The organism is Aeromonas sp. 603079, from assembly GCF_049172135.1.
Taxonomy (GTDB): Bacteria; Pseudomonadota; Gammaproteobacteria; order Enterobacterales; family Aeromonadaceae; genus Aeromonas; species Aeromonas veronii.
The window spans coordinates 53188-75862 of the sequence record NZ_JAAKPX010000005.1 but is presented as its reverse complement, the minus strand read 5'-3'; the positions used below and the strand labels follow the sequence as shown (position 1 = coordinate 75862).

23 protein-coding genes and 1 pseudogene are annotated in these 22675 nt (G+C 61.4%); 11 read left to right on the top strand and 13 right to left on the bottom strand.

All coding sequences use genetic code 11. The annotated features are described in order from the left end of the window. Positions 1-29: 29 nt before the first annotated feature. From G5287_RS04765 to G5287_RS04745, 5 genes are all read right to left on the bottom strand, one after another. On the bottom strand, positions 30-1097 hold the full coding sequence (locus tag G5287_RS04765) for a sulfate/molybdate ABC transporter ATP-binding protein (RefSeq protein ID WP_421230952.1): 1068 nt from the start codon (positions 1095-1097) through the stop codon (positions 30-32). Positions 1098-1120: 23 nt separating this feature from the next. Beyond that, positions 1121-2011: a sulfate ABC transporter permease subunit CysW gene (gene cysW / locus G5287_RS04760; protein WP_005343065.1), complete on the bottom strand. Its 891-nt coding sequence runs from the start codon at positions 2009-2011 to the stop codon at positions 1121-1123. After that, a complete protein-coding gene (gene cysT, locus G5287_RS04755; RefSeq protein ID WP_421230951.1) occupies positions 2008-2847 on the bottom strand; it encodes a sulfate ABC transporter permease subunit CysT in 840 nt (279 codons plus the stop codon). The genes cysW and cysT overlap by 4 nt, the downstream gene beginning before the upstream one ends. A 271-nt stretch (positions 2848-3118) precedes the next feature. Continuing rightward, positions 3119-3694 (bottom strand): RBBP9/YdeN family alpha/beta hydrolase, encoded by a 576-nt coding sequence (locus G5287_RS04750; protein WP_040067346.1) that lies wholly within the window; start codon positions 3692-3694, stop codon positions 3119-3121. A 56-nt stretch (positions 3695-3750) separates the two neighbouring features. After that, positions 3751-4752: a sulfate ABC transporter substrate-binding protein gene (locus G5287_RS04745; protein WP_421230950.1), complete on the bottom strand. Its 1002-nt coding sequence runs from the start codon at positions 4750-4752 to the stop codon at positions 3751-3753. 217 nt (positions 4753-4969) lie between these two features. On the opposite strand from G5287_RS04745, the gene G5287_RS04740 reads away from it, so the two are divergent. The 4 genes from G5287_RS04740 (at position 4970) to G5287_RS04725 (ending at position 7621) form a co-directional block, all read left to right on the top strand. Then, a complete protein-coding gene (locus tag G5287_RS04740) occupies positions 4970-6232 on the top strand; it encodes an MgtC/SapB family protein (RefSeq protein ID WP_245148107.1) in 1263 nt (420 codons plus the stop codon). An 86-nt stretch (positions 6233-6318) separates the two neighbouring features. Then, positions 6319-6909, top strand: coding sequence for a sugar O-acetyltransferase (locus tag G5287_RS04735; protein ID WP_245148108.1), 591 nt, complete (start codon positions 6319-6321; stop codon positions 6907-6909). Next, positions 6906-7244 (top strand): DUF1294 domain-containing protein, encoded by a 339-nt coding sequence (locus G5287_RS04730; protein WP_421230949.1) that lies wholly within the window; start codon positions 6906-6908, stop codon positions 7242-7244. Before G5287_RS04735 ends, G5287_RS04730 begins: the two co-directional genes overlap by 4 nt. A 164-nt stretch (positions 7245-7408) precedes the next feature. After that, positions 7409-7621, top strand: coding sequence for a hypothetical protein (locus tag G5287_RS04725; protein ID WP_245148109.1), 213 nt, complete (start codon positions 7409-7411; stop codon positions 7619-7621). Between the two features lie 85 nt (positions 7622-7706). Here G5287_RS04725 and yrfG read toward each other — a convergent pair whose 3' ends face one another. Beyond that, on the bottom strand, positions 7707-8387 hold the full coding sequence (gene yrfG / locus G5287_RS04720; RefSeq protein ID WP_219264772.1) for a GMP/IMP nucleotidase: 681 nt from the start codon (positions 8385-8387) through the stop codon (positions 7707-7709). A gap of 144 nt (positions 8388-8531) precedes the next feature. On the opposite strand from yrfG, the gene nudE reads away from it, so the two are divergent. Together nudE and cysQ are read left to right on the top strand one after the other, a co-directional pair. Then, positions 8532-9140: an ADP compounds hydrolase NudE gene (nudE, locus tag G5287_RS04715; protein ID WP_064338850.1), complete on the top strand. Its 609-nt coding sequence runs from the start codon at positions 8532-8534 to the stop codon at positions 9138-9140. A gap of 37 nt (positions 9141-9177) precedes the next feature. Further along, on the top strand, positions 9178-9990 hold the full coding sequence (gene cysQ, locus G5287_RS04710) for a 3'(2'),5'-bisphosphate nucleotidase CysQ (RefSeq protein ID WP_005357849.1): 813 nt from the start codon (positions 9178-9180) through the stop codon (positions 9988-9990). Here the strand turns inward: cysQ and G5287_RS04705 are convergent. Continuing rightward, positions 9987-10304 carry a hypothetical protein gene (locus G5287_RS04705; protein WP_227341469.1) on the bottom strand — a complete coding sequence of 106 codons (318 nt, stop codon included), beginning with the start codon at positions 10302-10304 and terminating at the stop codon, positions 9987-9989. The two genes, cysQ and G5287_RS04705, sit on opposite strands and share 4 nt — an antisense overlap. A gap of 123 nt (positions 10305-10427) precedes the next feature. On the opposite strand from G5287_RS04705, the gene G5287_RS04700 reads away from it, so the two are divergent. Then, positions 10428-11699: an aromatic amino acid transport family protein gene (locus G5287_RS04700; RefSeq protein ID WP_421206145.1), complete on the top strand. Its 1272-nt coding sequence runs from the start codon at positions 10428-10430 to the stop codon at positions 11697-11699. A 72-nt stretch (positions 11700-11771) separates the two neighbouring features. Here G5287_RS04700 and G5287_RS04695 read toward each other — a convergent pair whose 3' ends face one another. The 3 genes and pseudogenes from G5287_RS04695 to metJ form a co-directional block, all read right to left on the bottom strand. Further along, positions 11772-12110: a tRNA-binding protein gene (locus tag G5287_RS04695; protein ID WP_227341471.1), complete on the bottom strand. Its 339-nt coding sequence runs from the start codon at positions 12108-12110 to the stop codon at positions 11772-11774. A gap of 72 nt (positions 12111-12182) precedes the next feature. Next, positions 12183-12952, bottom strand: a pseudogene (locus G5287_RS04690) (helix-turn-helix domain-containing protein). Between the two features lie 6 nt (positions 12953-12958). After that, positions 12959-13282, bottom strand: a complete 324-nt coding sequence (gene metJ, locus G5287_RS04685; protein ID WP_005340251.1) for a met regulon transcriptional regulator MetJ — start codon at positions 13280-13282, stop codon at positions 12959-12961. 220 nt (positions 13283-13502) lie between these two features. On the opposite strand from metJ, the gene metB reads away from it, so the two are divergent. Continuing rightward, positions 13503-14675, top strand: coding sequence for a cystathionine gamma-synthase (gene metB, locus G5287_RS04680; protein WP_219295514.1), 1173 nt, complete (start codon positions 13503-13505; stop codon positions 14673-14675). Then, the gene (locus tag G5287_RS04675; protein ID WP_421230948.1) at positions 14675-17131 is read left to right on the top strand and encodes a bifunctional aspartate kinase/homoserine dehydrogenase II; all 2457 of its coding nucleotides are present in this window, start codon (positions 14675-14677) and stop codon (positions 17129-17131) included. The genes metB and G5287_RS04675 overlap by 1 nt, the downstream gene beginning before the upstream one ends. Before the next feature lie 91 nt (positions 17132-17222). Here G5287_RS04675 and G5287_RS04670 read toward each other — a convergent pair whose 3' ends face one another. Together G5287_RS04670 and G5287_RS04665 are read right to left on the bottom strand one after the other, a co-directional pair. Further along, positions 17223-18488, bottom strand: a complete 1266-nt coding sequence (locus G5287_RS04670) for an inorganic phosphate transporter (RefSeq protein WP_005343043.1) — start codon at positions 18486-18488, stop codon at positions 17223-17225. A gap of 25 nt (positions 18489-18513) precedes the next feature. After that, positions 18514-19194, bottom strand: a complete 681-nt coding sequence (locus G5287_RS04665) for a TIGR00153 family protein (protein ID WP_005340244.1) — start codon at positions 19192-19194, stop codon at positions 18514-18516. Between the two features lie 169 nt (positions 19195-19363). Here G5287_RS04665 and G5287_RS04660 point away from each other — a divergent pair, with 169 nt between their 5' ends. Next, positions 19364-20332: an inorganic triphosphatase gene (locus tag G5287_RS04660; protein ID WP_421230947.1), complete on the top strand. Its 969-nt coding sequence runs from the start codon at positions 19364-19366 to the stop codon at positions 20330-20332. A 78-nt stretch (positions 20333-20410) separates the two neighbouring features. Here the strand turns inward: G5287_RS04660 and dapA are convergent, their stop codons facing one another. Continuing rightward, entirely contained in the window at positions 20411-21283 is an 873-nt protein-coding gene (dapA, locus tag G5287_RS04655) for a 4-hydroxy-tetrahydrodipicolinate synthase (protein ID WP_421230946.1), read from the bottom strand. A gap of 280 nt (positions 21284-21563) precedes the next feature. On the opposite strand from dapA, the gene rsmC reads away from it, so the two are divergent. Further along, positions 21564-22592: a 16S rRNA (guanine(1207)-N(2))-methyltransferase RsmC gene (rsmC, locus tag G5287_RS04650; RefSeq protein WP_421230945.1), complete on the top strand. Its 1029-nt coding sequence runs from the start codon at positions 21564-21566 to the stop codon at positions 22590-22592. The last annotated feature ends 83 nt before the right edge of the window (positions 22593-22675 follow it).

Below are 22675 nucleotides of genomic sequence, written 5' to 3'. Positions count from 1 at the left end.
CGGGCGGCCACACCGCCCGCAACACAGCATCAAATCTGATAGTCGGGATAGAACTGCGCCTGTCTGGCCACCAGCTTCACCCCCTGACCCGGGGCAAACAGCTTGGCCGCCTCCTTGCTCAGCTCCGCCTCGTAGTGGGCCCCTTTGGTTTCGCCATCGCCACGCAGCTCCACCCGAATGCGTGGCCCCATGGGCAGCAGACGGGTGATGGTGGCACGGATCCCGCCCGGCGCATCGGCTGGCAAGATCTCCAGCTCATGGGGACGGACATAGGCGATGGCGGCACTGCCGTGAGCCAGATGAGAAGCCGACGGCCCGCCGAGCAGCTGCTCGCCGACACCGAATCCCTGCTCCGCCACCCGACCGCGGAACTGATTCACACTGCCGAGGAAGCTGTGGACGAAGGAGCTGGCGGGCTGGTCGTAGACCTCGGCCGGGGTGCCGATCTGCTCGACCCGTCCGGCATTCATCAGCACCACCCGATCCGCTACCTCCAGCGCCTCCTCCTGATCGTGGGTGACGAACAGGCTGGTGACATGCAGCTCGTCGTGCAGCTCGCGCAACCAGCGGCGCAGCTCCTTGCGCACCTGCGCATCGAGGGCGCCGAAGGGCTCGTCCAAGAGCAGTACCTTGGGCTGCACCGCCAGCGCGCGGGCCAGCGCGACCCGCTGACGCTGGCCGCCGGAGAGCTGGGTCGGATAGCGCTCGGCCACGTGGCTGAGCTGCACCAGATCCAGCAGCTCCTTGACCCGGGCGCGAATGGCCGCCTCGGCCGGGCGCTCGCTGCGCGGTTTGACCCTAAGGCCAAACGCTACGTTTTCGAACACCGTCATGTGGCGAAACAGGGCGTAGTGCTGGAACACGAAGCCGACGTTGCGCTCGCGCACATGGAGATCCGAGGCGTCCTCACCACGGATGATGACGCTGCCACTGTCGGCCTGCTCCAGCCCGGCGATGATCCGCAGCAAGGTGGTCTTGCCACAACCGGAAGGGCCAAGCAGGGCCACCAGCTCACCGTCGTGAAAGTCGAGGTTGATGTCTGCCAGCGCCGCGTACTGATTGAAATACTTGTTGAGTTGTTGAACCTGAATGCTCATGGCTGCCTCTTTATAACGGTGATTCAGTGAGATTTGGTGGGCTGGGCACGCAGCCGGGCCAACAGGGTTTCACCCAGCAGGGTGAAGATCCCGAACAGAGCCAAGAGGCTTGCCACTGCAAAGGCGGCGCCGGTCTGGTACTCGTTGTAGAGGATCTCGATATGCAGCGGCAGGGTATTGGTCTGGCCGCGAATATGACCGGAAACCACCGACACCGCGCCAAACTCCCCGACCGCACGGGCGGTACAGAGCAGCAGGCCATACATCAGGCTCCAGCGAATGCCGGGCAGGGTGACACGCCAGAACATCTGCAGACCGCTCGCCCCCAGCATGATGGCCGCCTCTTCCTCTTCCGGGCCGCGCGCCTCCATCTGGGGCAGCAGCTCGCGCACCACGAAGGGCACGGTAATGAAGGTGGTGGCCAGGATGATCCCCGGGGTGGCAAAGATGATCTTGATGTCATGTTCGCTCAGCCAGTCACCGAACCAGCCGCGGCTGCCGAACATCAACACCAGCATCAGACCGGCGATCACCGGCGACACCGAGAAGGGCAGATCGATGATGGTGATGAGCAGCTGCCGACCGGGGAAGCGGAAACGGGCGATGGCCCAGGCCGCCGCGATCCCGAACAGCAGATTGAGGGGAACCGCACAGAGGGTCACCAGTGCGGTCAGACCGAGGGCACTCAGAGCATCCGGCTCGCTGATGGCGTGCCAGAAAAAAGCCAGCCCCGGCGTCAGCGCCTGAATAAAGACGGTGGCCAACGGCAGCAGCAGCAGGGCGGCAAACCAGCCCAAACCGACCGTGATGAGCAGCCACTTGACCCACTGGGGTTCACGGATCACGACCGGTGCCTTGCGAGCGGGGGTCGCCTCTACAGAGGCCGCCTCAATGGCGATAGCAGATGAACTCATATCCGGCTCCCTCCGATGCGAGACCAGCTCCAGGCCTGCAACTTGTTGATTAGCAGTAACAAAATGAATGAGATCAGCAGCATCACCACTGCGATGGCGGAGGCACCGGCATAGTCGTACTCCTCCAGATGGCTCATGATCATCAGCGGTGCGATTTCAGAGACCATCGGCAGGTTGCCGGCGATGAAGATGACGGAGCCGTACTCCCCCACTGCACGGGCAAACGCCAACGCAAAGCCGGTGAGCAGGGCCGGGATCAGGGTCGGCCAGAGCACGTGGATAAAGGTCTGCCAGCGATCGGCGCCGAGGCTGGCGGCGGCCTCCTCCTGCTCGCTCTCAGCCTCTCGCAGCACCGGCTGCAGGGTGCGCACCACAAAAGGCAACCCGATAAAGGTGAGGGCGATAACGACGCCGATGGGGTTGTAGGCGAGCTGGATGCCGAGCGGCGCCAGAAGCTGGCCGATCCAGCCGTTGGGGGCGAAAATGGCGCACAGGGCGATGCCGGAAACGGCGGTCGGCATGGCAAATGGCAGGTCGATCAACGCATCCACCAGTCGACGGCCGGGGAAGGTGTAGCGCACCAGGATCCAGGCCAGGATCAGGCCAAACAGGCTGTTGAGCAGCGCCGCGACAAAGGCCGCCCCGAAGCTCAGGCGAAAGGAGGCGAGCACCCGGGGTGAACCTATCACCTGCCAGAACTCGGCTGCCGTGAGGTTGTTCGCGGCAAACAGCACCAGCGCCGAGAGCGGCAACAGCACCAACAGGCCCAGATAGAACAGGCTGAACCCCAAGGTGGGACCAAAACCGGGCAGGACAGAATAAGAACCAAATCGCATAACACATCCATCTGTTATGAAGAATTTTCGATATGGTGATTCTGCGCACTCCCCTCATCGGCAACAAACATCAATTGCGACTTTGCTAATCACTTTTTTGTCTAACCGCAGAGTCACAAGGCTCTTGGCGCACTCCAAATAAAAAAAGGTCTTTTATATAAATAAAAGACCTAAGAAATGGAGCAATACGGAGCGGAGCATTCAAAGAACGGGGGCATGGAGTAGCCAGCGAACAGCGCGCCCGACAACCCTCCAACCACTTCACAGATACCTAGCGAAAGCCCAATACGACCGGCCGGGGCGATGCGGCCTTGACCGGTGCCACTACCAGCTCACCACGGCGGTAGAGTGCCCCCAGCAAATGCAGCCCCTGATGCCAATCCCCATGACCGGACTGGGCATTGATATGGCCCGCCTCACCGGCATCGAACAGCGGCACCTGCCACTGACGGCTCCAGTATTCGGCCCGTTCAAAGCTCATCCAGGGATCATTGCGGCTGGCCACCAGCTGGGCCGACACCTGCAGCGGCCCGGCCAAGGCCTCATCCGCAATGCCAAAACGGGCGGGATCGGCGGGCGCCACCAGAAAGATCGAGGCCACCTTCTCCGGCTGCAAGCGGGCCGCCGCGATGGCGGTCAGGGCGCCGAAAGAGTGGGCCACCAGATGGACCCGGCTGCGGCGACGTTTCAACTTGCTCGCCAGCTTGGCACTCCAGACCCTGAGGTCCGGCTTGTCCCACGGCAGCCCGGTCATCCGCTGCCATTGGGGAAAATGATCGTGCCAGCGGCTCTGCCAGTGATCCGGCCCACTGTTGTGCAGACCGGGAACCAGGAGGATCTTGTTCATCTTGGTGCTCCTATCGGCTGGCACAGGGGCCAGTTCAGTGATGGATAACGAAGCTATCAACGACCCTGCTGATAGATCTGGTCAAACAGACCGCCCTGGGCGAAGTGTTTCTTCTGGGCTTTCTCCCAATCCCCTTCCAGATCCTTGACGGTAAAGAAGGCAAGCTGCGGGAACTGGGTTGCCGTCTCCTTCAGGATCGCCGGGTTGCTGGGGCGATAGTGATGTTTGGCGACGATATGCTGCCCCTCGTCAGAGTAGAGATAATCGAGATAGGCCTTGGCCACCGCTTCGGTACCGTGCTTCTTGGCCACCTTGTCCACCACCGCGACCGGCGGCTCCGCCAGAATGGAGACCGAAGGCACCACCAGCTCGAACTTGTCACTGGCCCCCGCCTGACCAAGCACCAGCAGGGCTTCGTTCTCCCACGCCAGCAGCACGTCACCGAGACCGCGCTCGGTAAAGCTGGTGGTGGCACCGCGGGCGCCTGAGTCCAGCACCTTCACGTTCTTGAAGAGATCGCCGACAAACTGCTTGGCCCCCTCTTCACTGCCGCTCTTCTTCAGGGCATAGCCCCAGGCGGCCAGATAGTTCCAGCGTGCCCCGCCGGAGGTCTTGGGATTGGGAGTCACGATGGCGACATCCTTGCGCACCAGATCATCCCAATCCTTGATCTGCTTGGGATTGCCCTTGCGCACCAGGAAGACAATGGTGGAGGTATAGGGCGAGGCGTTGTTGCCGAGTCGGCTCTGCCAGTCGGCAGCGGTCAGCCCCGCCTTGGCGATGGCGTTGACATCGTAGGCCAGCGCCAGCGAGACCACGTCGGCCTCCAGTCCATCCACCACAGCGCGGGCCTGCTTGCCGGAGCCACCGTGAGACTGGCTCACCACCACGTCGTCGCCGGTTTTGGCCTTCCACTCCTTGGCAAAGGCGGCGTTGTACTCCTGAAACAGCTCGCGGGTCGGATCGTAAGAGACGTTGAGCAGGCGGATCTCGGCGGCATTGGCCTGACCAAATGCCAGCAGAGAGAGCAGGGTCAGGGCGGTCATTCGCAGTTTCATGGTGATTCTCCATATCTTGTTGGGTTGAGAACAGCATGCCGTGGAGTTGTTATGCCCAGAAGAAAGAAATAACTCTTTGCTTATCTCTTTTGCTCATATCAGGCAGCCACACGCCACAAGGAGCCAGACGCAGACTCTGTGAGCCACGCCCCTCTGTGACCTCAAGCGCTGTGCCATCATGGGAACAAGGCAGGCAGATGACGAAAAGGAAGTCGTTATGTGGATCAATGCAGAACCCGTCAACGGTGCCCTGGTCTCGCTGGCCATCGGCCTCATCATCGGGCTGGAGCGGGGCTGGCAGGTGCGCCAGCTGGGGGATAACCAGCGCATCGCCGGGATGCGTACCTACGGCCTTATCGGCCTGCTTGGCGGGGTGTGCGGTTTACTGCTGCCGACTCTGGGCCCCTGGCTACCGTTGCTCGGCCTGCTGGCGGTGGTGATCGGTTGCGGCCTCTCGGTCTGGCTGGCCCAGCGCTGGCAAGGGGAGTTTGGTCTCACCAGCTCGGTAGCCATGCTGCTCACCTATTTGCTGGGGCTGATGTCGGTACTGCTGAGCCCGAGCGAGGCGGTGGCCTGCGCCGTGCTGGCCGCCCTGTTGATGGGTTTGAAGGGACAGATCCAGCAGGGGATGCTGTTTCTCAGCGAGACCGAATTCCACGCTACCCTGCGCTTTCTGCTTATCTCGCTGGTGCTGCTGCCGGTGCTGCCCAACGAGGAGATGGGCCCCCTCGACGCCTTCAACCCCTTCAAGATCTGGCTGATGGTGGTGGTGATCGCCGGCATCTCGTTTTGTGGCCACTTCGCGGTACGCCTGCTCGGCACCCGCGCCGGACTGGTGCTCACCAGCATACTGGCGGGATTGGCCTCCTCCACCGCCCTTACCCTGCAGTTCGCCCGTCTCAACAAGGAGCAGGGCGGGCTGGAGCGACTGCTGGCCACCGGCATCCTGCTGGCAGGGGCCACCATGTGGCTGCGGCTGCTGGTACTGGTACTGCTGATTCACAGCGAACTGGCGATGCGCCTCATCGCCCCCCTGTTGCTGCTGGCCACCACAGTCTACGGCTTTGCCTTCTGGTTCTGGCGCCAGCGCGAGGAGCTAACTGACGGCCCGGTACAGCCGGAAACCAGCAACCCGCTCGATCTGTCCACCGCCATCAAGTTCGGCCTGCTGCTGGCGCTGATCGGCTTTATGGCAACGCTGCTGCAAGACAAGGTGGGCAACTCCGGGGTCTATCTGCTGTCGCTGGTGTCGGGGATCACCGATGTGGACGCCATCACGCTGTCGCTCTCCCAGCTTTCCCACAAGGAGCTGGCGCTGGAGGTGGCGGCCCGCGGCATCCTGCTGGCCGGTCTGGTCAACTCGCTGGTGAAGGGGCTGCTGGCCCTCGGCATCGGCGGGCGCAGTCTCGGGCTGCGGGTATTGCTCCCCTACTTCGTCTCGGCCCTGCTGATCCTGCCCCTCGTCTGGCCCACAGGTTGACGGGGATCACCTGCAACAAGTGACAGACTGACGGCGCCCCTGACAGTCACGTATACTGCCTGCTCTTGCAGCATGAGGAGGTAGCAATGGCGAGCGACTGGGACAAGGTACTGGCAGGCGGGGCGCTGGATGACCAGAGCGAGGAGATAGCGAACGACCGGATCCGCGGTCAGGCGCTGCTGGCCAAACTCAACAGTTCATCGGCGGGCGATGCCCCTCTGCGCCAGCAGATCTGCCGCGAGCTGTTCGGCCACTGCCCCGACTCCTGCTGGATCAGCACGCCATTTACCTGCGAGTTTGGCCGCAACATCCATATCGGCGAGAAGACCTTCTTCAACTTCAACGTCACCATTCTCGACGTGGGCGAAGTGCACATCGGCAGCCATGTGCTGCTGGCCCCCAACGTGCAGATCTACACCGCCACCCACACCATGAACTATCTGGAACGACGCAACTGGACTGCCTACAACAAGCCAGTGCGGATCGGTGACGACTGCTGGATTGGCGGCGGCGCCATCATCTGCCCCGGCGTCACCATAGGGCCGCGCTCCATCATTGGCGCCGGCGCCGTGGTCACCCGCGACATCCCGGCCGACTCGGTGGCGGTGGGCAATCCGGCCAGGGTGATCCGCACCCTCAAGCAGGACGAGGAGCGCTGCTGGGAGCTGGCCCAGTGATGGCGCTGGCACTGCTGCCACTGGGCGCAGCCCTCTGGCTCGGCCTCGGCGAGCAGCAGTGGTGGCCGCTGGCCGTGTTGCTCACCATGAGCCTGCTCACGGTGGCCGCCTACGCCTGGGACAAGCGGCAGGCAGTGCGCGGCGAGTGGCGCATTCCCGAATCGAGGCTCCATCTGCTGGAGCTGTGCGGCGGCTGGCCGGGCGCACTGGTGGCCCGCCAGTGGTTGCGTCACAAGACCCAGAAGCGCAGCTACCGGCTGGTCTTCTGGTTTATCGTGCTGCTGCACCTCACCCTGTGGGCCCTCTGGCTTAGCCGCCCCCTCTGGCAGCAATAGCCACCCGGGTAAGCAAGGTGGTGGCTTGGCCGCCCTCTCTGGCAGCAATAGCCAACTGCATCACAAAGGCGAAACGGGGCCCATTGCGGCCAATTGGCGGCTATGAGAAAACAGAACGGATCCATCAGCGTTTTCGCCGTTTATAGACGACAAGGAGTCGTGACATGACCATGTGGACAGGCATAGTCCTGATCGTATTTATCAGCATATTGTTCGGATATCTCGGCAAACGGGCTCGCTACCAGATGGGGGATGCCCGCATCACCGATCGCCTCGGCAAGCAGGATATGATCATAAGAGAGCTACAGGAGCGGATCGCCAATCTGGAGGCGATCGTCATCGAGGAAGAGAAACGGCGCCCGTTTCGGGAGCTGTGATTTTTCGCCATCAGGCGTCAGATAACCAAAATTCAAATCAAAGAAAGAGGGCTGCATGATGCAGCCCTCTCTCGTTTCAGCAAATTCAGATTGCCAGCGGCAGCAACTCCGCATAATCGCGGATCGCCGGAAAAGCGGTGATGTTCTGCTCCGGCTTGCAGCTGTCCGGATTCTGGATCGCCAGCTGATAGCCGATACCGTAGTCGGCGGCAGCCCGCAGGATCCGCTCGCTATCATCCACAAACAGGGTACGGGCCGGATCGAACGCCAGCCGCTGTGCCAGCGCCTGCCAGCAGTACTGGCTCTCCTTCGACCAGCCCAGCTCGTGGGTACTCACCATCAAATCCAGATGATCGCTTAGTCCCAACTGCGCATCCTTCACCGACAGGCTGGCAGGGTGGGCATTGGTAAAGAGCACCAACTGCTTGCCCGCGGCGCGCAGCTCGGCCAGAAAGGGGATGGCGTGAGGACGCCACTGGATCTTCGCCAGCAGCTCCTGCTTGAGGGCACGAATATCGAGCCCCAGGGTCTCGCTCCAGTAATCCACGCAGTACCAGTTGAGGGTGCCGTTGACGGCGTGATAGTGGACGTCGATCTGCGCTTTGGCTTCATCCAGCGGCAGACCGAGCCGCTCGGCGTAACGCTCCGGCACCAGCTGCTGCCAGAGGTGGTTGTCAAAATGCAGATCGATCAGGGTGCCATCCATATCGAGCAAGACGGTATCTATCTGGTGCCAGGGCAAGGTGGTGGAGCAGGAGTGTGGCATCGGGCCTCTTGATCGCTGATCTCGGAAAACGGGGCGGCAGTATAACGGATTTTTCCTCCCCCTTTGCCATCCCTGGCCCGTGGTGTTCGGTGTGAGAGTCGTTTACTCTTGAAGCACGATTTTTTAACGAGCAGCCAGCGTCCGATGAGCGACCCTCACAAGAGCAAACCCGAGCACATCTCAGCCGACCAACTGGATCACCCCAAGAGCAAGCCGGAGATCCTCAAGGCCGATATCGTGGCCGAGAGCCGACTGTTCAAGGTGGAATCGCTACACCTCAAATTCTCCAATGGCGAAGAGCGGGTCTACGAGCGGATGCGCGGCGGCAACCGGGGCGCCGTCATGGTGGTGCCGCTGTTCGATGCCCACACCCTGCTGCTGGTGCGCGAATATGCCGCCGGCACCCACTCCTACGAGCTGGGCTTTCCCAAGGGGCTGATCGACCCGGGCGAAGATGCCTTCGAGGCGGGCAACCGGGAGCTGATGGAGGAGGCGGGGTTTGGCGCCAACAGCCTGACCCTGCTCAAACAGGTGTCGCTGGCCCCCGGTTACTTCTCCAGTCGGATGGATATTTTGCTGGCGCGGGATCTCTTCCCCGAGCAGCGGATCGGCGACGAGCCCGAACCGCTGGAGGTGATCCCCTGGCCCCTCAACCGGATCGACGAATTGCTGGCGCGACCCGACTTCACCGAGTCGCGCAGCATCAGTGCCCTGCTCTTGGCCCAGAAGTGGCTGGCCGAGCAGGCAAAGTAGCCCGCAGACGGGCAGTTAACAGACAGAGGATAACGAGATGCAGGAGTTGTTGGCCTGGGTGCCGGGGGTCAAGGAGATTGCCCGCGAAGCCGGAAGGATCCTTCACGACATCTATCATGGCGGTCAGTTCGAGCGTCAGCTGAAGGAGGATGCCACTCCGGTCACCAGTGCCGATCTTGCTGCCGATGCCTACCTCAAACAGGCGCTTTCGGCGCTCACTCCCCACGTTCCCGTGCTGACCGAAGAGGCGGCCGACATCCCCTTCAGCCAGCGATCCAACTGGCGGCAATACTGGCTGGTGGATCCCCTCGACGGCACTGGCGAATTTATCGCGGGCAGCGGCGACTTCGCCACCCTGATCGCCCTGGTGCGGGACAATGTGCCGGTGCTCGGGGTCATCTACGCCCCCGAGTCCAACGTGCTCTACTGGGCGGTGCGCGGCTACGGCGCCTTCAAGGAGGTGAATGGCGAGGTACTGCCCATCAGCGCTATGCATCACGAGCATGACCAGCCCGACTCGCTGGTAGTAGCCATCAGCCGCCGCCAGAAGCTGGAGAACCTCACCCGCCGCCTCAACCCGGCCATCAACTACGAGCTGATCCCGCTTGGCTCCAGCTCCCTCAAATCCTGTCTGGTGGCGGAAGGGGCTGCCGATTGCTACGTACGACTAGGCCCCACCGGCGAGTGGGACACCGCCGCCGCCCAGTGCATCGTCGAGGCAGCCGGTGGCCGTATCCTCAGCCTGGCGTTGCAGCCACTCAGTTACAACGAAACCGAGTCGCTGGAGAACCCTGACTTTATCGTGATGGGGGATCCGGATCTCGCCTGGGGCAACATTCTGGCCCACTAGGCGGATAGCGATGTCATCACACCAGACAAGCAGGCGGCCCGATGGCCGCCTGCTTTTTCAGGGAAGTTGCCCCGGGTGATGGCCGGTGTGATCCGCTGGTCAAGGCGCTCTTGAACAGCGTGATACGCTGGCAAAGAAGCGAAATGATAGTGAAACATCACAATTGGTCGGCGAGAAATGGTGCGATTTTTCACGTAATTCTGAAAACACCTTATTAGCCAAAATAAAAAAATGATCGCAGATAAAAATTTGGTTTTATATTTCACAAAAATCACCATTGTCAGTTTTGTTGCATTCTGTGACCAAGATTCCATTCCCAATCTCGCTGGCTAAACCCCGCAATGGCAGTGATATGTTTCAGCCCCGCTTTTTGAGAATTAAATCCCGATAAACCACAATTAACTCAGATTAAAACACTGACAAAAAGTGAATTAGTAATGAGTTTATCTGTAGAGGCTACCAAGGAGCTATCCGGTTCCTGCTCCACCACAGCCAGCATCACCCGCTGGCGCCGTCACGACACCCACTGGGTTATCAGCCTGTTTGGCACCGCCGTTGGCGCCGGTATCCTGTTCCTGCCCATCAATCTGGGTCTGGGCGGCATCTGGCCTCTCGTCATCGTCGCGGTACTGGCAGGCCCCATGACCTTCCTCGCCCACCGCGGGCTGGCGCGCTTCGTGCTCTCCTCGTCACGCCCCCACGCCGACTTCACCGAAGTGGCGGAGGAGCACTTCGGCAAGATGGCCGGTCGCCTCATCTCGGCGCTCTACTTCCTCTCCATCTTCCCGATCCTGCTCATCTACGGGGTCGGACTGACCAACACGGTGGAGAGCTTTATGGTCAACCAGCTCGGCATGGCGACCCCGGATCGGGTGATGCTCTCCGGCGTGCTGGTATTCGCCATGATCGCCGTGATGCTGGCGGGTGAGAAAGCGATGCTGCGCGCCTTCGCCTTTATGGTCTATCCGCTGGCGGCCATTCTGGCGGCCCTCTCCTGCTACCTGATCCCTCAGTGGCAGTGGCCGGAAGTGACCGCGTTTGAAGGAGTCAGCTTCCTCAACACCGTCTGGCTGGCGCTGCCGGTCACCGTGTTCGCCTTCAGCCACGCCGCCGCCATCTCCGGCTTTGCCAACGTGCAGCGCCGTGAATATGGCGAGCAGGCGGAAGCCAAGAGCGGCCTGATCCTGCGCAACACCACAGTGATGCTGGTGGGCTTCGTGCTGTTCTTCGTCTTCTCCTGCGTGCTGAGCCTCTCGCCAGCCCAGCTGGCTGAAGCCAAGGCCCAAAACGTCTCTGTGCTCTCCTATCTCGCCAACATCACTGACAACCCGGTAATTGTGACTCTGGGGCCGCTCATCGCCTTTATCGCCATCAGCTCCTCCTTCCTCGGCCACTTCCTCGGTGCCCGTGAAAGCCTGAAAAGCCTGATCGCCAAGCCTACCGGCCTGCCGTTGGCCAAGGCAGACAAACTGGGTATCGCCCTGATGTTCTTCGCCATCTGGGGTGCCGCAGTCATCAACCCGGGCATTCTGGGGCTGATGGAGACCCTCTCCGGCCCGGTTATCGCCATGATCCTGTTCATCATGCCGGTGATTGCCATCTACAAGGTGGAGGCGCTGGCCCGCTTCCGTCACGGCTGGACCAACTGCTTTATCCTGCTGACCGGGTCGCTGGCGGTATCGGCGCTGATCTTCAGCCTGTTGAAGTAACGACTCGCAGCAGAAAACAAAAAAGAGAGGCGACCCCGGGGTCGCCTCTCTTGTCTCTGTTCGGGCGTGAACTCAGCCCAGCTTGGCGCCGTTCTCCACCGCCCGCTCGGGAATGGCCATCACCACGGCGCCATCCGGCCGGTAGAAACCGGTCAGCAGAAACTCCGACTGAAACGGGCCAATCTGTTTGGTCGGGAAGTTGACTACGGCGATGATCTGGCGGCCCACCAGCTGCTCTGGCTGGTAGAGGGCGGTGATCTGGGCACTGCTCTTGCGAACCCCCAGTTCAGGGCCAAAATCCGCCCACACCTTGTAGGCCGGTTTACGCGCCTCGGGGAACGGCTCGACCCGCACCAGGGTGCCCACCCGGAGCTCCACCACCTCGAAATCCTGCCAGCTAATCGTCTCCATTTCTGCTCCTGTTTATCGTGCACCTTGCATGACCCGCAGCATGGCCCAAAGAGAGCATCTCGTCTTCGGCGATCAGCCGTTTCGTTGCGGCAGGCGGCCGTTTTGCTGGCGCCAGAGGGACGGAGTGAGCCCGGTCTCACTCAGGAAGCGCTCGCCGAAAGCCCCCTGATTCTGGTAACCGCAGCGGCTGGCAATCTCCCCAACGGGCAGTTGCGTACCGGCAAGCAGGGTACGCGCCAGCGCCATGCGTCGACTGCGAATGTAGTGGGAGACGCTTACCCCCAGCTGCTGGCGAAAGGCGAGCTTGAACTGGCTCTGGCCAAGGCAGGCGATGGTGGCGAGTTGCTGATTGGTCAGCGGGGCGGCGAGGTTGGCATCGATATGGCGCTGCACCTTGAGGATGCGAGCGGCAAGGCGTGGAATGGCTGCTCTCTGCATCCCCTGCCCTTACGCCAGCAGGGAGAGCCACACCTGCGCCATGCCCGCCACCTGCCGCCCTTCGGCCACCATGCGGTGCAGAAAAGCGAGGTAGTGGCGCTGGGGCTCATCCAGCTCGATAAAGGGGCAGGCCGCCAGATCCCCGGGTAGCCAGTCGCTCTCCTGCACCAGAAACGAAAGCGCGGGATCGGCGGCGTAGTCGTGCCGCTCGCCGGGAGCGATGATGCAGGCAGAACCGGGGGCAAGTCTGCGCCCCCGGCCCTGCACCTCGATCTCGAGGGGGCCGTCGAGGGGGATCACCAGCTGGGCAAAGTCGTGGCTATGGCTGCAGACGTGGTGGTGATAGTGGCGCAGGCTGAAGCGGGACATGGCAGATAGCAATGACGCGGCCAGGGCCGCGTCATTGGGGGTTATTCCTTGTCGAAATCTTCGATCTCTTTGCCCAGCGCTTCCATGATGGCACGCGCTTCGGCAGGGACGCTGTCTGGTTGATCCTTGCGCAAATCTTCGTCGCAAGGGAGCGGCTGGCCGGTGAAAGCGTGCAGGAAGGCTTCACAGAGCAGCTCGCTGTTGGTCGCATGACGCAGGTTATTCACCTGACGGCGGGTGCGCTCATCGGTCAACACTTTCAACACCTTGAGCGGGATCGAGACGGTAATCTTCTTGACCTGTTCGCTCTTCTTACCGTGTTCCGCGTAGGGGCTGACGTAGTCGCCGTTCCACTCTGTTCCCATGACTCACCTGTTCTCATTTAGCCGTGAGCGCGGATTTTAACCCTTAAGGAAATTAATGGCAATCCAACAGCAAAGCCATTTAGACGTCTGGAAGTGTTGACGGCTTTTTTAAGCTGGCGTAGTGTGGTTCATCATGATGCCAGCATTGGCACGATTGCGTGTGGCAAAAGCAGCGTGGCAGGAAGAGCGGCCACCGTCCAGAGAGATCAAGGAGAGAAACATGACCCACAAGGCCACCCTGGCGGTTCGCACCGGGATTGAGACAGACCAGCAACACGGTGCAGTGGTGCCGCCTATCTACCTCTCCAGCAACTACACCTTTGCCGACTTTGGCGAACCCCGTCAATACGATTATGCCCGTTCCGGCAACCCGACCCGCACCAATCTGGCGGACGCGCTGGCGGCACTGGAAGGGGGCGCTGGCGCCGTGGTCACCGGCACCGGCATGGGTGCTATCCATCTGGTCACCACCGCCCTGCTCAAGGCTGGGGATCTGCTGATTGCCCCTCACGACTGCTACGGCGGTACCTGGCGCCTGTTCGAGTATCTGGCGACCAAGGGCCACTACCGGGTGCAGTTTGTCGATCAGGGGGATGAGGCCGCACTGGCCGCCGCTCTGGCCCAGAAGCCTGCGCTGGTATGGGTCGAGACCCCTTCCAACCCGTTGCTGCGGGTGGTGGATATCAGCGCCATTGCCAGCGCAGCTCATGAGGTGGGTGCACAGGTAGTGGTGGACAACACCTTCCTCTCCCCCCTGCTGCAACAGCCGCTGGCACTTGGTGCCGATGTGGTGGTGCACTCCACCACCAAGTACATCAACGGTCACTCAGACGTGGTGGGGGGGGGGGCGATTGCCAAGGAGGCCGCACTGGCCGAGTCGCTGGTGTGGTGGGCCAACTGTCTGGGGCTCACCTCCGGGGCGTTCGACTCCTACCTCACCCTGCGCGGTCTGCGCACTCTGGCCCCCAGATTGCGCACCCATCAGGAGAATACCGACCGCATCCTCGCCTTCCTGCAACAGCAGCCGCTGGTGAAACGCATCTATCACCCCAGCCTGCCGAGCCATCCGGGCCACGATATTGCGCGCCGTCAACAGTCCGGCTTCGGCGCCATGCTAAGTTTTGAACTCGATTGCAGCGAGGCGGGCATTCGCGCCTTCCTTGCGGCCCTCACCCTCTTCTCGGTAGCCGAGTCCCTCGGCGGGGTGGAGAGTCTGGTGGCCCATCCGGCCAGCATGACCCACAGGGCCATGACCCCGGCGGCGCAGCAGGCAGCTGGCATAAGCGCCCAGCTGCTGCGTCTGTCGGTCGGTATTGAACACGGTGAAGATCTGGTGGCCGATCTGGCACAGGCTTTTGCACAGGCGCAGCAGGCAGAACAGGTAGCGAAGTAATGGAACAGCAGCAACAAGGAGAGATCGCGGTGGCAACAGAAGCAGGCTTGAAGCGACGTCACGTCCACAAATTCGGTGGCAGCAGTCTGGCGGATCCGGTCTGTTATCGCCGGGTCGCCAGCATCGTTGAACAACAGGTGGGTGGGGATGAACTGATCGTGGTCTCTGCCGCCGGCAAGACCACCAACCGGCTGATCCAGCTGGTGGAGCTGGCCGAAGCGGGGGATGAAGCAGCTGGTGAAGCCATCTCCGCCCTCCACGCCTATCAACAGGGGCTGATCGACGGCCTGCTGGAAGGCGAGCTGCAGCTCGACCTGAGCAAGCAGCTGGCCGACGACATGCAGCTCATCGCCAAGACGCTTGAGGGGCAGTTTGACCGCTTCGCCCGCAACGGCCTGCTCGCCTTTGGCGAGGTGTGGTCGGCGCGCCTGCTGGCTGCCCTGCTCACCAGCCGCGGCGACAAGGCCATCTGGCTCGATGCCCGCAGCTTCCTGCGCGCCGAGGATGGCGCTCTGGTCAAGGTGGATACCGCCCTCTCCAGCGAACTGCTCAAGGCGCGACTGGCGGAGCATGCCGGTCGCATCGTGGTAACCGGCTTTATCGCCGCCGACATGGAGGGGCGCTCCCTGCTGCTCGGTCGCAATGGATCCGACTACAGCGCCAGCCTGTTGGCGCTGCTGGCGGACGGCGAATCCACCACCATCTGGAGCGATGTGGCCGGGGTCTATAGCGCCGACCCGCGCCGGGTGAAAGAAGCGCGTCTGCTGGAGCGCCTGAGCCTCGCCGAAGCCAACGAGCTGGCCCGCCTTGGCTCCTCGGTGCTGCACTCGCGCACCCTGCAACCGGTGGCCGACAGCCGCCAGCGCCTCACTTTGCGCTGCAGCTACAACCCGGACGAGGGCTGCACCCATATCCTGCGCCGCGCCCCCCGCTCCGGTGGCGCCCGCATCGTCTCCTCGGTGGATCAGATCGCCCTCATCGAGCTGAAGGTGCTGCCGCAAACCAACTACGAGCAGACGGTGGCCACCATCGAGGCCCATCTGGCTCGTCACCGTCTCAACCCGCTCACCCTGCAGCGCCAGCCGGATCGCCGGATCCTGCGCCTCGCCTACACCCTCGAGGTGGCACAGGGCGCCTTCGAGCTGCTGCGCGACTTCCAGCTTCAGGGGAGCTTCACCGGCCTCATCCAGAAAGAGGGGTACAGTCTGGTGGCGCTGGTCGGTGCCGGTGTCACAGACAACGCGGAGCAGTGTCACCGCTTCTATCAGCTGCTGGCAGATCAACCGCTGGAGTTCGTACAGGTGGCCCGAGATGGCCTGAGTCTGGTGGCCGTGCTGCGTCAGGTAGTGCTGGAGCCGCTGCTCATCGCCCTGCACAGCGCCCTGTTCAGCCGCCCGACCCGGGTCGGACTGGTGGTGTTCGGCAAGGGCAATATCGGCGGCCACTGGCTCAGCCTCTACGCCCGTGAAAAGGCACGACTGGAACATGAGCTCAATCTGGCGCTCACCCTCTACGGGGTGTTCAGCTCGGAAGGGGGCCTGCTCGATGAAGAGGGGCTCAACCCCCTCAAGGTACAGGACAACTTCGCCCCCAAAGCACTGATCTGGCCCGAACTGCTGGCCCAGCTGGAGCAGCACGGCTTCGATGCGCTGATTGCGCTGGACATGACTGCCAGTGAAACGGTGAGCCGCTACTACCCCGACTTCGCCCAGCTTGGCATTCACATCATCGCCGCCAACAAGTTTGCCGGTGCCGCCGACAGCGAGTTCTACCAGCGCATCAAGCAGACCTGCCGCGACCATCAGGTACAGTGGCGCTACAACGCCACCGTGGGTGCCGGGCTGCCAATCCAGTCCAGCATCCAGATGCTGCGCCAGAGCGGCGACCGCATTCAAGGGGTCTCCGGCATCTTCTCCGGCACCCTCTCCTGGCTGTTCCAGCAGTATGACGGCACCCGCCCCTTCTCCGAGCTGGTGGACGAGGCGTGGCAGCACGGCCTGACCGAACCGGATCCCCGCGAAGATCTCTCCGGTCAGGATGTGCGTCGCAAGCTGCTTATTCTGGCGCGGGAGGCGGGCTTCGAGCTCGACTCCGCCGATATCGAGCTGGAGAATCTGGTGCCCGTTACGCTGCGCAAGGTGACCACCGATCAGTTTATGGACAGACTGAAAGAGCTGGATGGCCCGATCCAGACCGCCTTCGAAGGGGCCAAGCGCCTCGGCAAGGTGCTGCGCTACGTGGCCCGCTTCGAGCATGACGGCAAGGCGCGGGTCGGACTGGAGGCGCTGGAGCCCCACCACCCGTTTGCGAACCTCTTGCCGTGCGACAACATCTTCGCCATCGAGAGCGACAGCTACCGCACCAACCCGCTGGTGATCCAGGGGCCGGGGGCGGGTCGGGAAGTGACCGCCGCCGCTATCCAGTACGATCTGTGGCAGATCTGCGCCAGCCTCTAGGCAGATTGCAAAGGGAGCAGCACCTCTCTCCCGCGCACAATAAAAAAAGCCCGAGTCGATGACTCGGGCTTTTTGCTGAATGTCGCTTCGATTAGGAGAAGCAGGCCTGCAGCACGTAGAAGATCGCGATAGCCAGAATGGCACCAGCAGGCAGGGTGATGATCCAGGAGACCACGATGTTGCGCAGAACACCCAGATTCAACGCCGCAATACCGCGCGCCAGGCCAACCCCCATCACAGCACCGACCAAGGTCTGGGTGGTGGAGATGGGCAGACCGGTACCGGAGGCAATCACTACGGTCGCGGCAGTCGCCAGCTGGGCAGCAAAACCACGGCTCGGGGTCAGGTGAGTGATGCCGGTACCGACCGTCGCCATCACCTTCTCGCCCATGGTCGCCAGACCGATCACGATACCGATACCGCCCAGCGGCAGGATCCACCAGGCAATGGCTGCCTGACTGGAAATCTCGCCACCGGAAGCCACGATAGAGGCCACCGCAGAGAGCGGGCCAATGGCGTTGGCCACGTCGTTGGAACCGTGGGCAAAGGCCATGGCACAGGCAGTGATCACCATCAGGATGCCGAACACCTTCTCCACGTTGGCGAAGTGCATCTTGCTGTCATCCTGCGGGTTGTACTTCTGGCCGCGAATGTAGATCCAGCCGGCAAACGCCACTGCGATGGAGATGGCGATGGAAAGCAGAATGCCCTCGCCATCGCTCAGGTGCAGACCGACGTGGGTCAGCCCCTTCTTGATGGTCACCAGACAGATAACCAGCGCAGTCAGGAACATGTAGAACGGCACATAGCGCTTGGCGTTGTTCAGGGGATCATCAGTGTTGAAGATAAGCTTCTGCACGCTGATGAACATGAAGTAGGCGATGACACCTGAGATGGCCGGGGTGATGACCCAGGAGCCGACGATGCCGCCAAACTTGCTCCACTGCACCGCTTCCGGGCCAATGCTCACCACAGCGAAACCGACGATGGCGCCGATGATTGAGTGAGTGGTGGAGACGGGCCAGCCGAAGTAGGAGGCGAGGATCAACCAGGCGCCTGCCGCCAGCAGGGAGGCGATCATGCCGAGTACCAGCAGGTCCGGGCTGTCGACAAACGCATTGCTGTCGATGATGCCGTTACGGATGGTGGCCGTCACTTCGCCACCGGCCAGATAGGCACCGGCAAATTCGAAGATCATGGCAATGATGATCGCCTGACGAATGGTCAGGGATTTGGTGCCGACCGATGTGCCCATGGCGTTGGCTACGTCATTCGCGCCAATGCCCCAAGCCATCAAAAAGCCGAACAAGGCCGCCACGAGCACCAGAGTGGTGCCGTAATTCGCGATAATGTCCATTAGTAGTGTTTACCCAGTCAGTCGATTACGAACGAGCCAGCATCAGTTCCAGACGGGCGCCTACGCGCTCGGCCTGATCTGCCAGGTCACCTACCCATTCGAGGATCTTGTAAAGGAACATCACATCGATCGGATTGTAATTGTGCTCAACCGCTTGCAGCTGTTGGCGCAGTCCGATCTGCATGGTGTCTGTATCGTCCTCGATCAGATCCAGCTGGTGGATCATCTCGGCAACCATTTCCACTTCCCGTCCTTTGAAGCCGGTCTCGAGCAGCTCGTCGAGCTCCCCGATCGCTTTCTCGGCCTGAGCGGTCGCATCAATACAACGTTTGAGGTAAGCCATGAAATCCGTCCGCATTTCGGCGGGGAACTCCATGCGACGGCCAAGCATGCGGCCGGAGATATCCTTGGCACGGTTGGCAATCTTGTCTTGCTGGGTCAACAGCTCCAGCAGGTCGGTACGTGCAACCGGCAGGAACAGGCCGCGAGGCAGTTTCAGACGGATTTCACGCTTGAGGGTATCTGCCTCTTTTTCCAGTTGGGCGATCTGCTGCCGGATCTTCTCGGCATCTTCCCAACGGTCTTCGGCAACGGCGTCAAAGAAGGGAACCAACTGCTGGGAGCACTGGTGAACCTTGACGATATGCTTCTGCAGCGGCTTGATGGGGGACTTGGCAAAAAGCCCCAAAATAGTATTTACTGGCATGGCCAAACCTGTGTCGGTGAAAAAACACTCGATACGATTTTATGAGGCGCGCATGGTAACCGAACTGCGCCCTCAATTAAACCGCGAATTAATCTAGTCGTCTCGCGGGCATTATATCCCCGCGACCCGAATCCTGCCCCCCAAAGTTGCCTGCCAGCCCGGAATGACTATGCAAACTGAGATCGAGATAAAGTTTTTTGTCGCCCGCGACATTCAAGCCGAGTTATCCAACCTGCTGAATTCTCTTGAGATTAAAGAATCATCACAACAGCAGCTCGGCAACGTCTATTTCGACACGCCGACCCTTGCCCTGCGTCGTCTGGACATGGGGCTGCGCATTCGCCGCTGCGATGCCTTCGCCGAGCAGACCATCAAATGCCGTGGCCAGGTGGTGGGCGGCCTGCATGCCAGACCCGAGTACAACGCTCCCGTGAGCGGCGATCTGCCGACCCTCTCGGCCTTTCCCGATGAGATTTGGCCGACCCTGACCGAGCGCGACCACATTCAGCAGCAGCTGGTCGCCCAGTTTCGCACCGACTTCCTGCGCCGCCACTGGCTGATCGCCTTCGAGGGGGCCGAGATTGAGCTGGCCTGGGATCAGGGAGAGATAGTCGGCAGTCAGGGCAGCACCACCATCAACGAGCTGGAACTGGAGCTCAAATCCGGTGCCACCGTGGCGCTGTTTGCACTGGCCCAACGCCTCGCCAGGAGCGGCGGGCTGCGCCTTGGCGCCCAATCCAAGGCCCAGCGCGGCTATCGACTGGCTGGTCTTGGCAAACCGCTGGCCCTGCAGGCGCTGGTCGAACATGAAGGTATGGATGGCATAACGGGGGTAAGCGAGGGGCTGCGCCACTGGCAGCATCACGAGCAGCTCAGGCTGGAGCATCCTCAGGATAAAGGCATTCAACAGCAGGCACTCGCAGCCCTGTGCCAGGGGATCGATCTGGTCGCCCGCAGTGCGGCCGCGCTGCCACAACCCGCACCTTGGCTGCCAGCTCTGACCAGCCTGCACGCCCATCTGCAAGCCCAATCGGACGAGCAAAACGAGTGGCCTGCCGAACTGGCCGATCTCTTCCTCTATCCGGCGTATGTCGAGTTGCAGCTGGCCATCGCCGCCTGGCTGCATCACGCAGCCTGAGTGGGGCGATGTCGTAAATAAAGGCCAGAAACAAAAGCCAAAAACAAAACGGGTGAGCCTTGGCTCACCCGTTTTGCATTACAGCAGGTTGAGCTGCTGCATGGCGCTGCGAATGCGCTCGCGGGTCGCTTCCGACAGCGGCATCACCGGCAGGCGGCACTCCTCGCTGCAGAATCCGAGCAGAGAAGCGGCATATTTGGCACCAGCCGGGCTCGGCTCGGCAAACATCGCCTGATGGAGCGGAATCAGCCGGTCTTGCAGCTTACGCGCTTCTTGCCACTTGCCCGCCAGCGTGAGGTTCTGCACCTCGGCTACCAGCTTGGGCGCCACGTTAGCGGTCACCGAGATACAACCCTGACCACCGCCGATGTTGTAGGCAACAGCGGTGGCATCCTCACCGGAGAGCCAGGCAAAGGGCTTTTTGATCAGCTGACGCTCGATCCAGGGGCGCGCCAGATCGCCAGTCGCGTCTTTCACCCCGGCAATCCGTGGCAGCTCGGCCAGACGGGCCAGAGTGGCGGGCTGCACGTCAACGATGGCGCGCGGCGGAATGTTGTAGACGATGATGGGTTTGCTGGTTGCGTCGTGCACTGCCTTGAAGTGGTGGTAGAGCCCCTCCTGATTGGGGCGGTTGTAGTAACCGGCCACATGCAGGGTGGCATCTGCACCGACCCGCTCGGCATACTGGGTATATTCGATCGCCTCGACCGGATTGTTGGAGCCCGCTCCGGCAATCACCGGAATACGGCCAGCGACCTGTTTGACCACCAGCTCCACCACCCGGCAGTGCTCGTCGTGGGTCAGGGTCGGGCTCTCACCCGTGGTACCGACCGGCACAATGCCGTGAGTACCCTGCTCGATATGCCACTCCACCAGACGCAGCAGCGCCTCTTCATCTAGCTTTCCCTGTCGAAACGGGGTGATCAACGCAACGATTGAACCTTGAAACATGGGATCTCCTTCTCCTAAATGACGCGCATATGGCAATAAAAAACCCCGGTACGATGTGCGCAACCGGGGTTTGAAGCTTCTCAGGGATGAGAGGTTACGCGCGAACGTCGGCAGGCCCGAATTTCAGGCTTTTTTTGTGCTTTCGTTTCAACCCGTTGAACCGCATTTCGTCATCTCTGGTCAAAAAATGGTGTCTGGGCATATTTCGGGAACACGGCATAAATGTCAAGGTGAAAGGGGCTATGTATAATGGCCGCCCAAAATTGCGTGGAGAGACCCGATGAGCAGCCCAATCAGTGCCGTCAGCCAGATGCTGGAACGAAACCAAGCCCTCTTTGTCGGCAAGCGGCTACTTGTCTGCGGCGCACTGGAGGATGACTACCCCCGCCAGCTGGCGAGCCTGGCCCAGACCCTGACCGTCTTTACCACCGATTACTGCTACTACCGCAGCCAGCAGGCCGCCCTCGGCGAGGCTATCCTGTTCGACCACCAGCTCGGTGGCGCCCCCCGCTTCGATGCCCTGTTGCTGCTGATGCCCAAGGCCAAGGCCGAGGCACAATATCTGCTGGCCATGATGACCCCCTTGCTGGAAGCGGGTGCCGACCTGTTCCTCGCCGGTGAAAACCGCGGCGGCATCAATGGCGCCGACAAGCTGCTGGCCCCCTATGGTGAAAAGCCGATCAAGCGCGATTCCGCCCGCCGCTGCTCCCTCTATCACGGTGAGCTGAGCAAACCGGTCGCCCCGTTCGATCTGGATAGCTGGTTTGGCCGCTACCAGTGCAAGGCGGGTGATACCGAGCTGACCGTGCTTGCACTGCCCGGCGTCTTCAGCGCCGCCGAGCTGGACCTCGGCACCCAGATGCTGCTGGCCGCCGTGCCTCCGATGAAGGGCGAGCTGCTCGATTTCGGTTGTGGCGCCGGAGTGATTGGGTCTGTGCTGGCCAAGCGCAATCCGGATCTACAGGTCAACATGGTCGATATCAGCGCGCTGGCGCTCGAATCGAGCCGCCGCACCCTGGCGATCAACGGTCTGAAGGGCAAAGTCACCGCTTCCGATGTCTATTCGGATCTCTCCACCCGTTTCCAGCACATCGTCTCCAACCCGCCATTCCATGCGGGTCTCAAAACCTTCTATGCGGCAACCGAGCAGTTCCTGGCCAAGGCGCCGGAATTTTTGCTGCCAAATGGTTCGCTGACCATTGTTGCCAACGCCTTCTTGCGCTACCAGCCTATACTGGAGACACACTTCAAACGGACTGAAGTGATCAGCAGTGATGCCAAATTCAAGGTCTATCTGAGCAAAATGTAAATAAGTGTAAGCAGCACAATAAAACAGCTAGAGAGCGCCATCCGGCATCTGATAAGGTATTAAGCACACGATAAAAACCACCC

What these genes read in the sequence shown, in the direction of transcription:
- rsmC (WP_421230945.1), top strand. Translation starts at nt 21,564, where the DNA reads ATGAGCAGCCCAATCAGTGCCGTCAGCCAGATGCTGGAACGAAACCAA.
- G5287_RS04740 (WP_245148107.1), top strand. Translation starts at nt 4,970, where the DNA reads ATGTGGATCAATGCAGAACCCGTCAACGGTGCCCTGGTCTCGCTGGCC.
- G5287_RS04675 (WP_421230948.1), top strand. Translation starts at nt 14,675, where the DNA reads ATGGAACAGCAGCAACAAGGAGAGATCGCGGTGGCAACAGAAGCAGGC.
- G5287_RS04660 (WP_421230947.1), top strand. Translation starts at nt 19,364, where the DNA reads ATGCAAACTGAGATCGAGATAAAGTTTTTTGTCGCCCGCGACATTCAA.
- cysT (WP_421230951.1), bottom strand. Translation starts at nt 2,847, where the DNA reads ATGCGATTTGGTTCTTATTCTGTCCTGCCCGGTTTTGGTCCCACCTTG.
- cysQ (WP_005357849.1), top strand. Translation starts at nt 9,178, where the DNA reads ATGCAGGAGTTGTTGGCCTGGGTGCCGGGGGTCAAGGAGATTGCCCGC.
- G5287_RS04705 (WP_227341469.1), bottom strand. Translation starts at nt 10,304, where the DNA reads ATGGAATCTTGGTCACAGAATGCAACAAAACTGACAATGGTGATTTTT.
- metJ (WP_005340251.1), bottom strand. Translation starts at nt 13,282, where the DNA reads ATGGGAACAGAGTGGAACGGCGACTACGTCAGCCCCTACGCGGAACAC.
- G5287_RS04665 (WP_005340244.1), bottom strand. Translation starts at nt 19,194, where the DNA reads ATGCCAGTAAATACTATTTTGGGGCTTTTTGCCAAGTCCCCCATCAAG.
- G5287_RS04745 (WP_421230950.1), bottom strand. Translation starts at nt 4,752, where the DNA reads ATGAAACTGCGAATGACCGCCCTGACCCTGCTCTCTCTGCTGGCATTT.
- G5287_RS04765 (WP_421230952.1), bottom strand. Translation starts at nt 1,097, where the DNA reads ATGAGCATTCAGGTTCAACAACTCAACAAGTATTTCAATCAGTACGCG.
- G5287_RS04695 (WP_227341471.1), bottom strand. Translation starts at nt 12,110, where the DNA reads ATGGAGACGATTAGCTGGCAGGATTTCGAGGTGGTGGAGCTCCGGGTG.
- G5287_RS04735 (WP_245148108.1), top strand. Translation starts at nt 6,319, where the DNA reads ATGGCGAGCGACTGGGACAAGGTACTGGCAGGCGGGGCGCTGGATGAC.
- yrfG (WP_219264772.1), bottom strand. Translation starts at nt 8,387, where the DNA reads ATGCCACACTCCTGCTCCACCACCTTGCCCTGGCACCAGATAGATACC.
- nudE (WP_064338850.1), top strand. Translation starts at nt 8,532, where the DNA reads ATGAGCGACCCTCACAAGAGCAAACCCGAGCACATCTCAGCCGACCAA.
- metB (WP_219295514.1), top strand. Translation starts at nt 13,503, where the DNA reads ATGACCCACAAGGCCACCCTGGCGGTTCGCACCGGGATTGAGACAGAC.
- dapA (WP_421230946.1), bottom strand. Translation starts at nt 21,283, where the DNA reads ATGTTTCAAGGTTCAATCGTTGCGTTGATCACCCCGTTTCGACAGGGA.
- G5287_RS04725 (WP_245148109.1), top strand. Translation starts at nt 7,409, where the DNA reads ATGACCATGTGGACAGGCATAGTCCTGATCGTATTTATCAGCATATTG.
- cysW (WP_005343065.1), bottom strand. Translation starts at nt 2,011, where the DNA reads ATGAGTTCATCTGCTATCGCCATTGAGGCGGCCTCTGTAGAGGCGACC.
- G5287_RS04750 (WP_040067346.1), bottom strand. Translation starts at nt 3,694, where the DNA reads ATGAACAAGATCCTCCTGGTTCCCGGTCTGCACAACAGTGGGCCGGAT.
- G5287_RS04700 (WP_421206145.1), top strand. Translation starts at nt 10,428, where the DNA reads ATGAGTTTATCTGTAGAGGCTACCAAGGAGCTATCCGGTTCCTGCTCC.
- G5287_RS04670 (WP_005343043.1), bottom strand. Translation starts at nt 18,488, where the DNA reads ATGGACATTATCGCGAATTACGGCACCACTCTGGTGCTCGTGGCGGCC.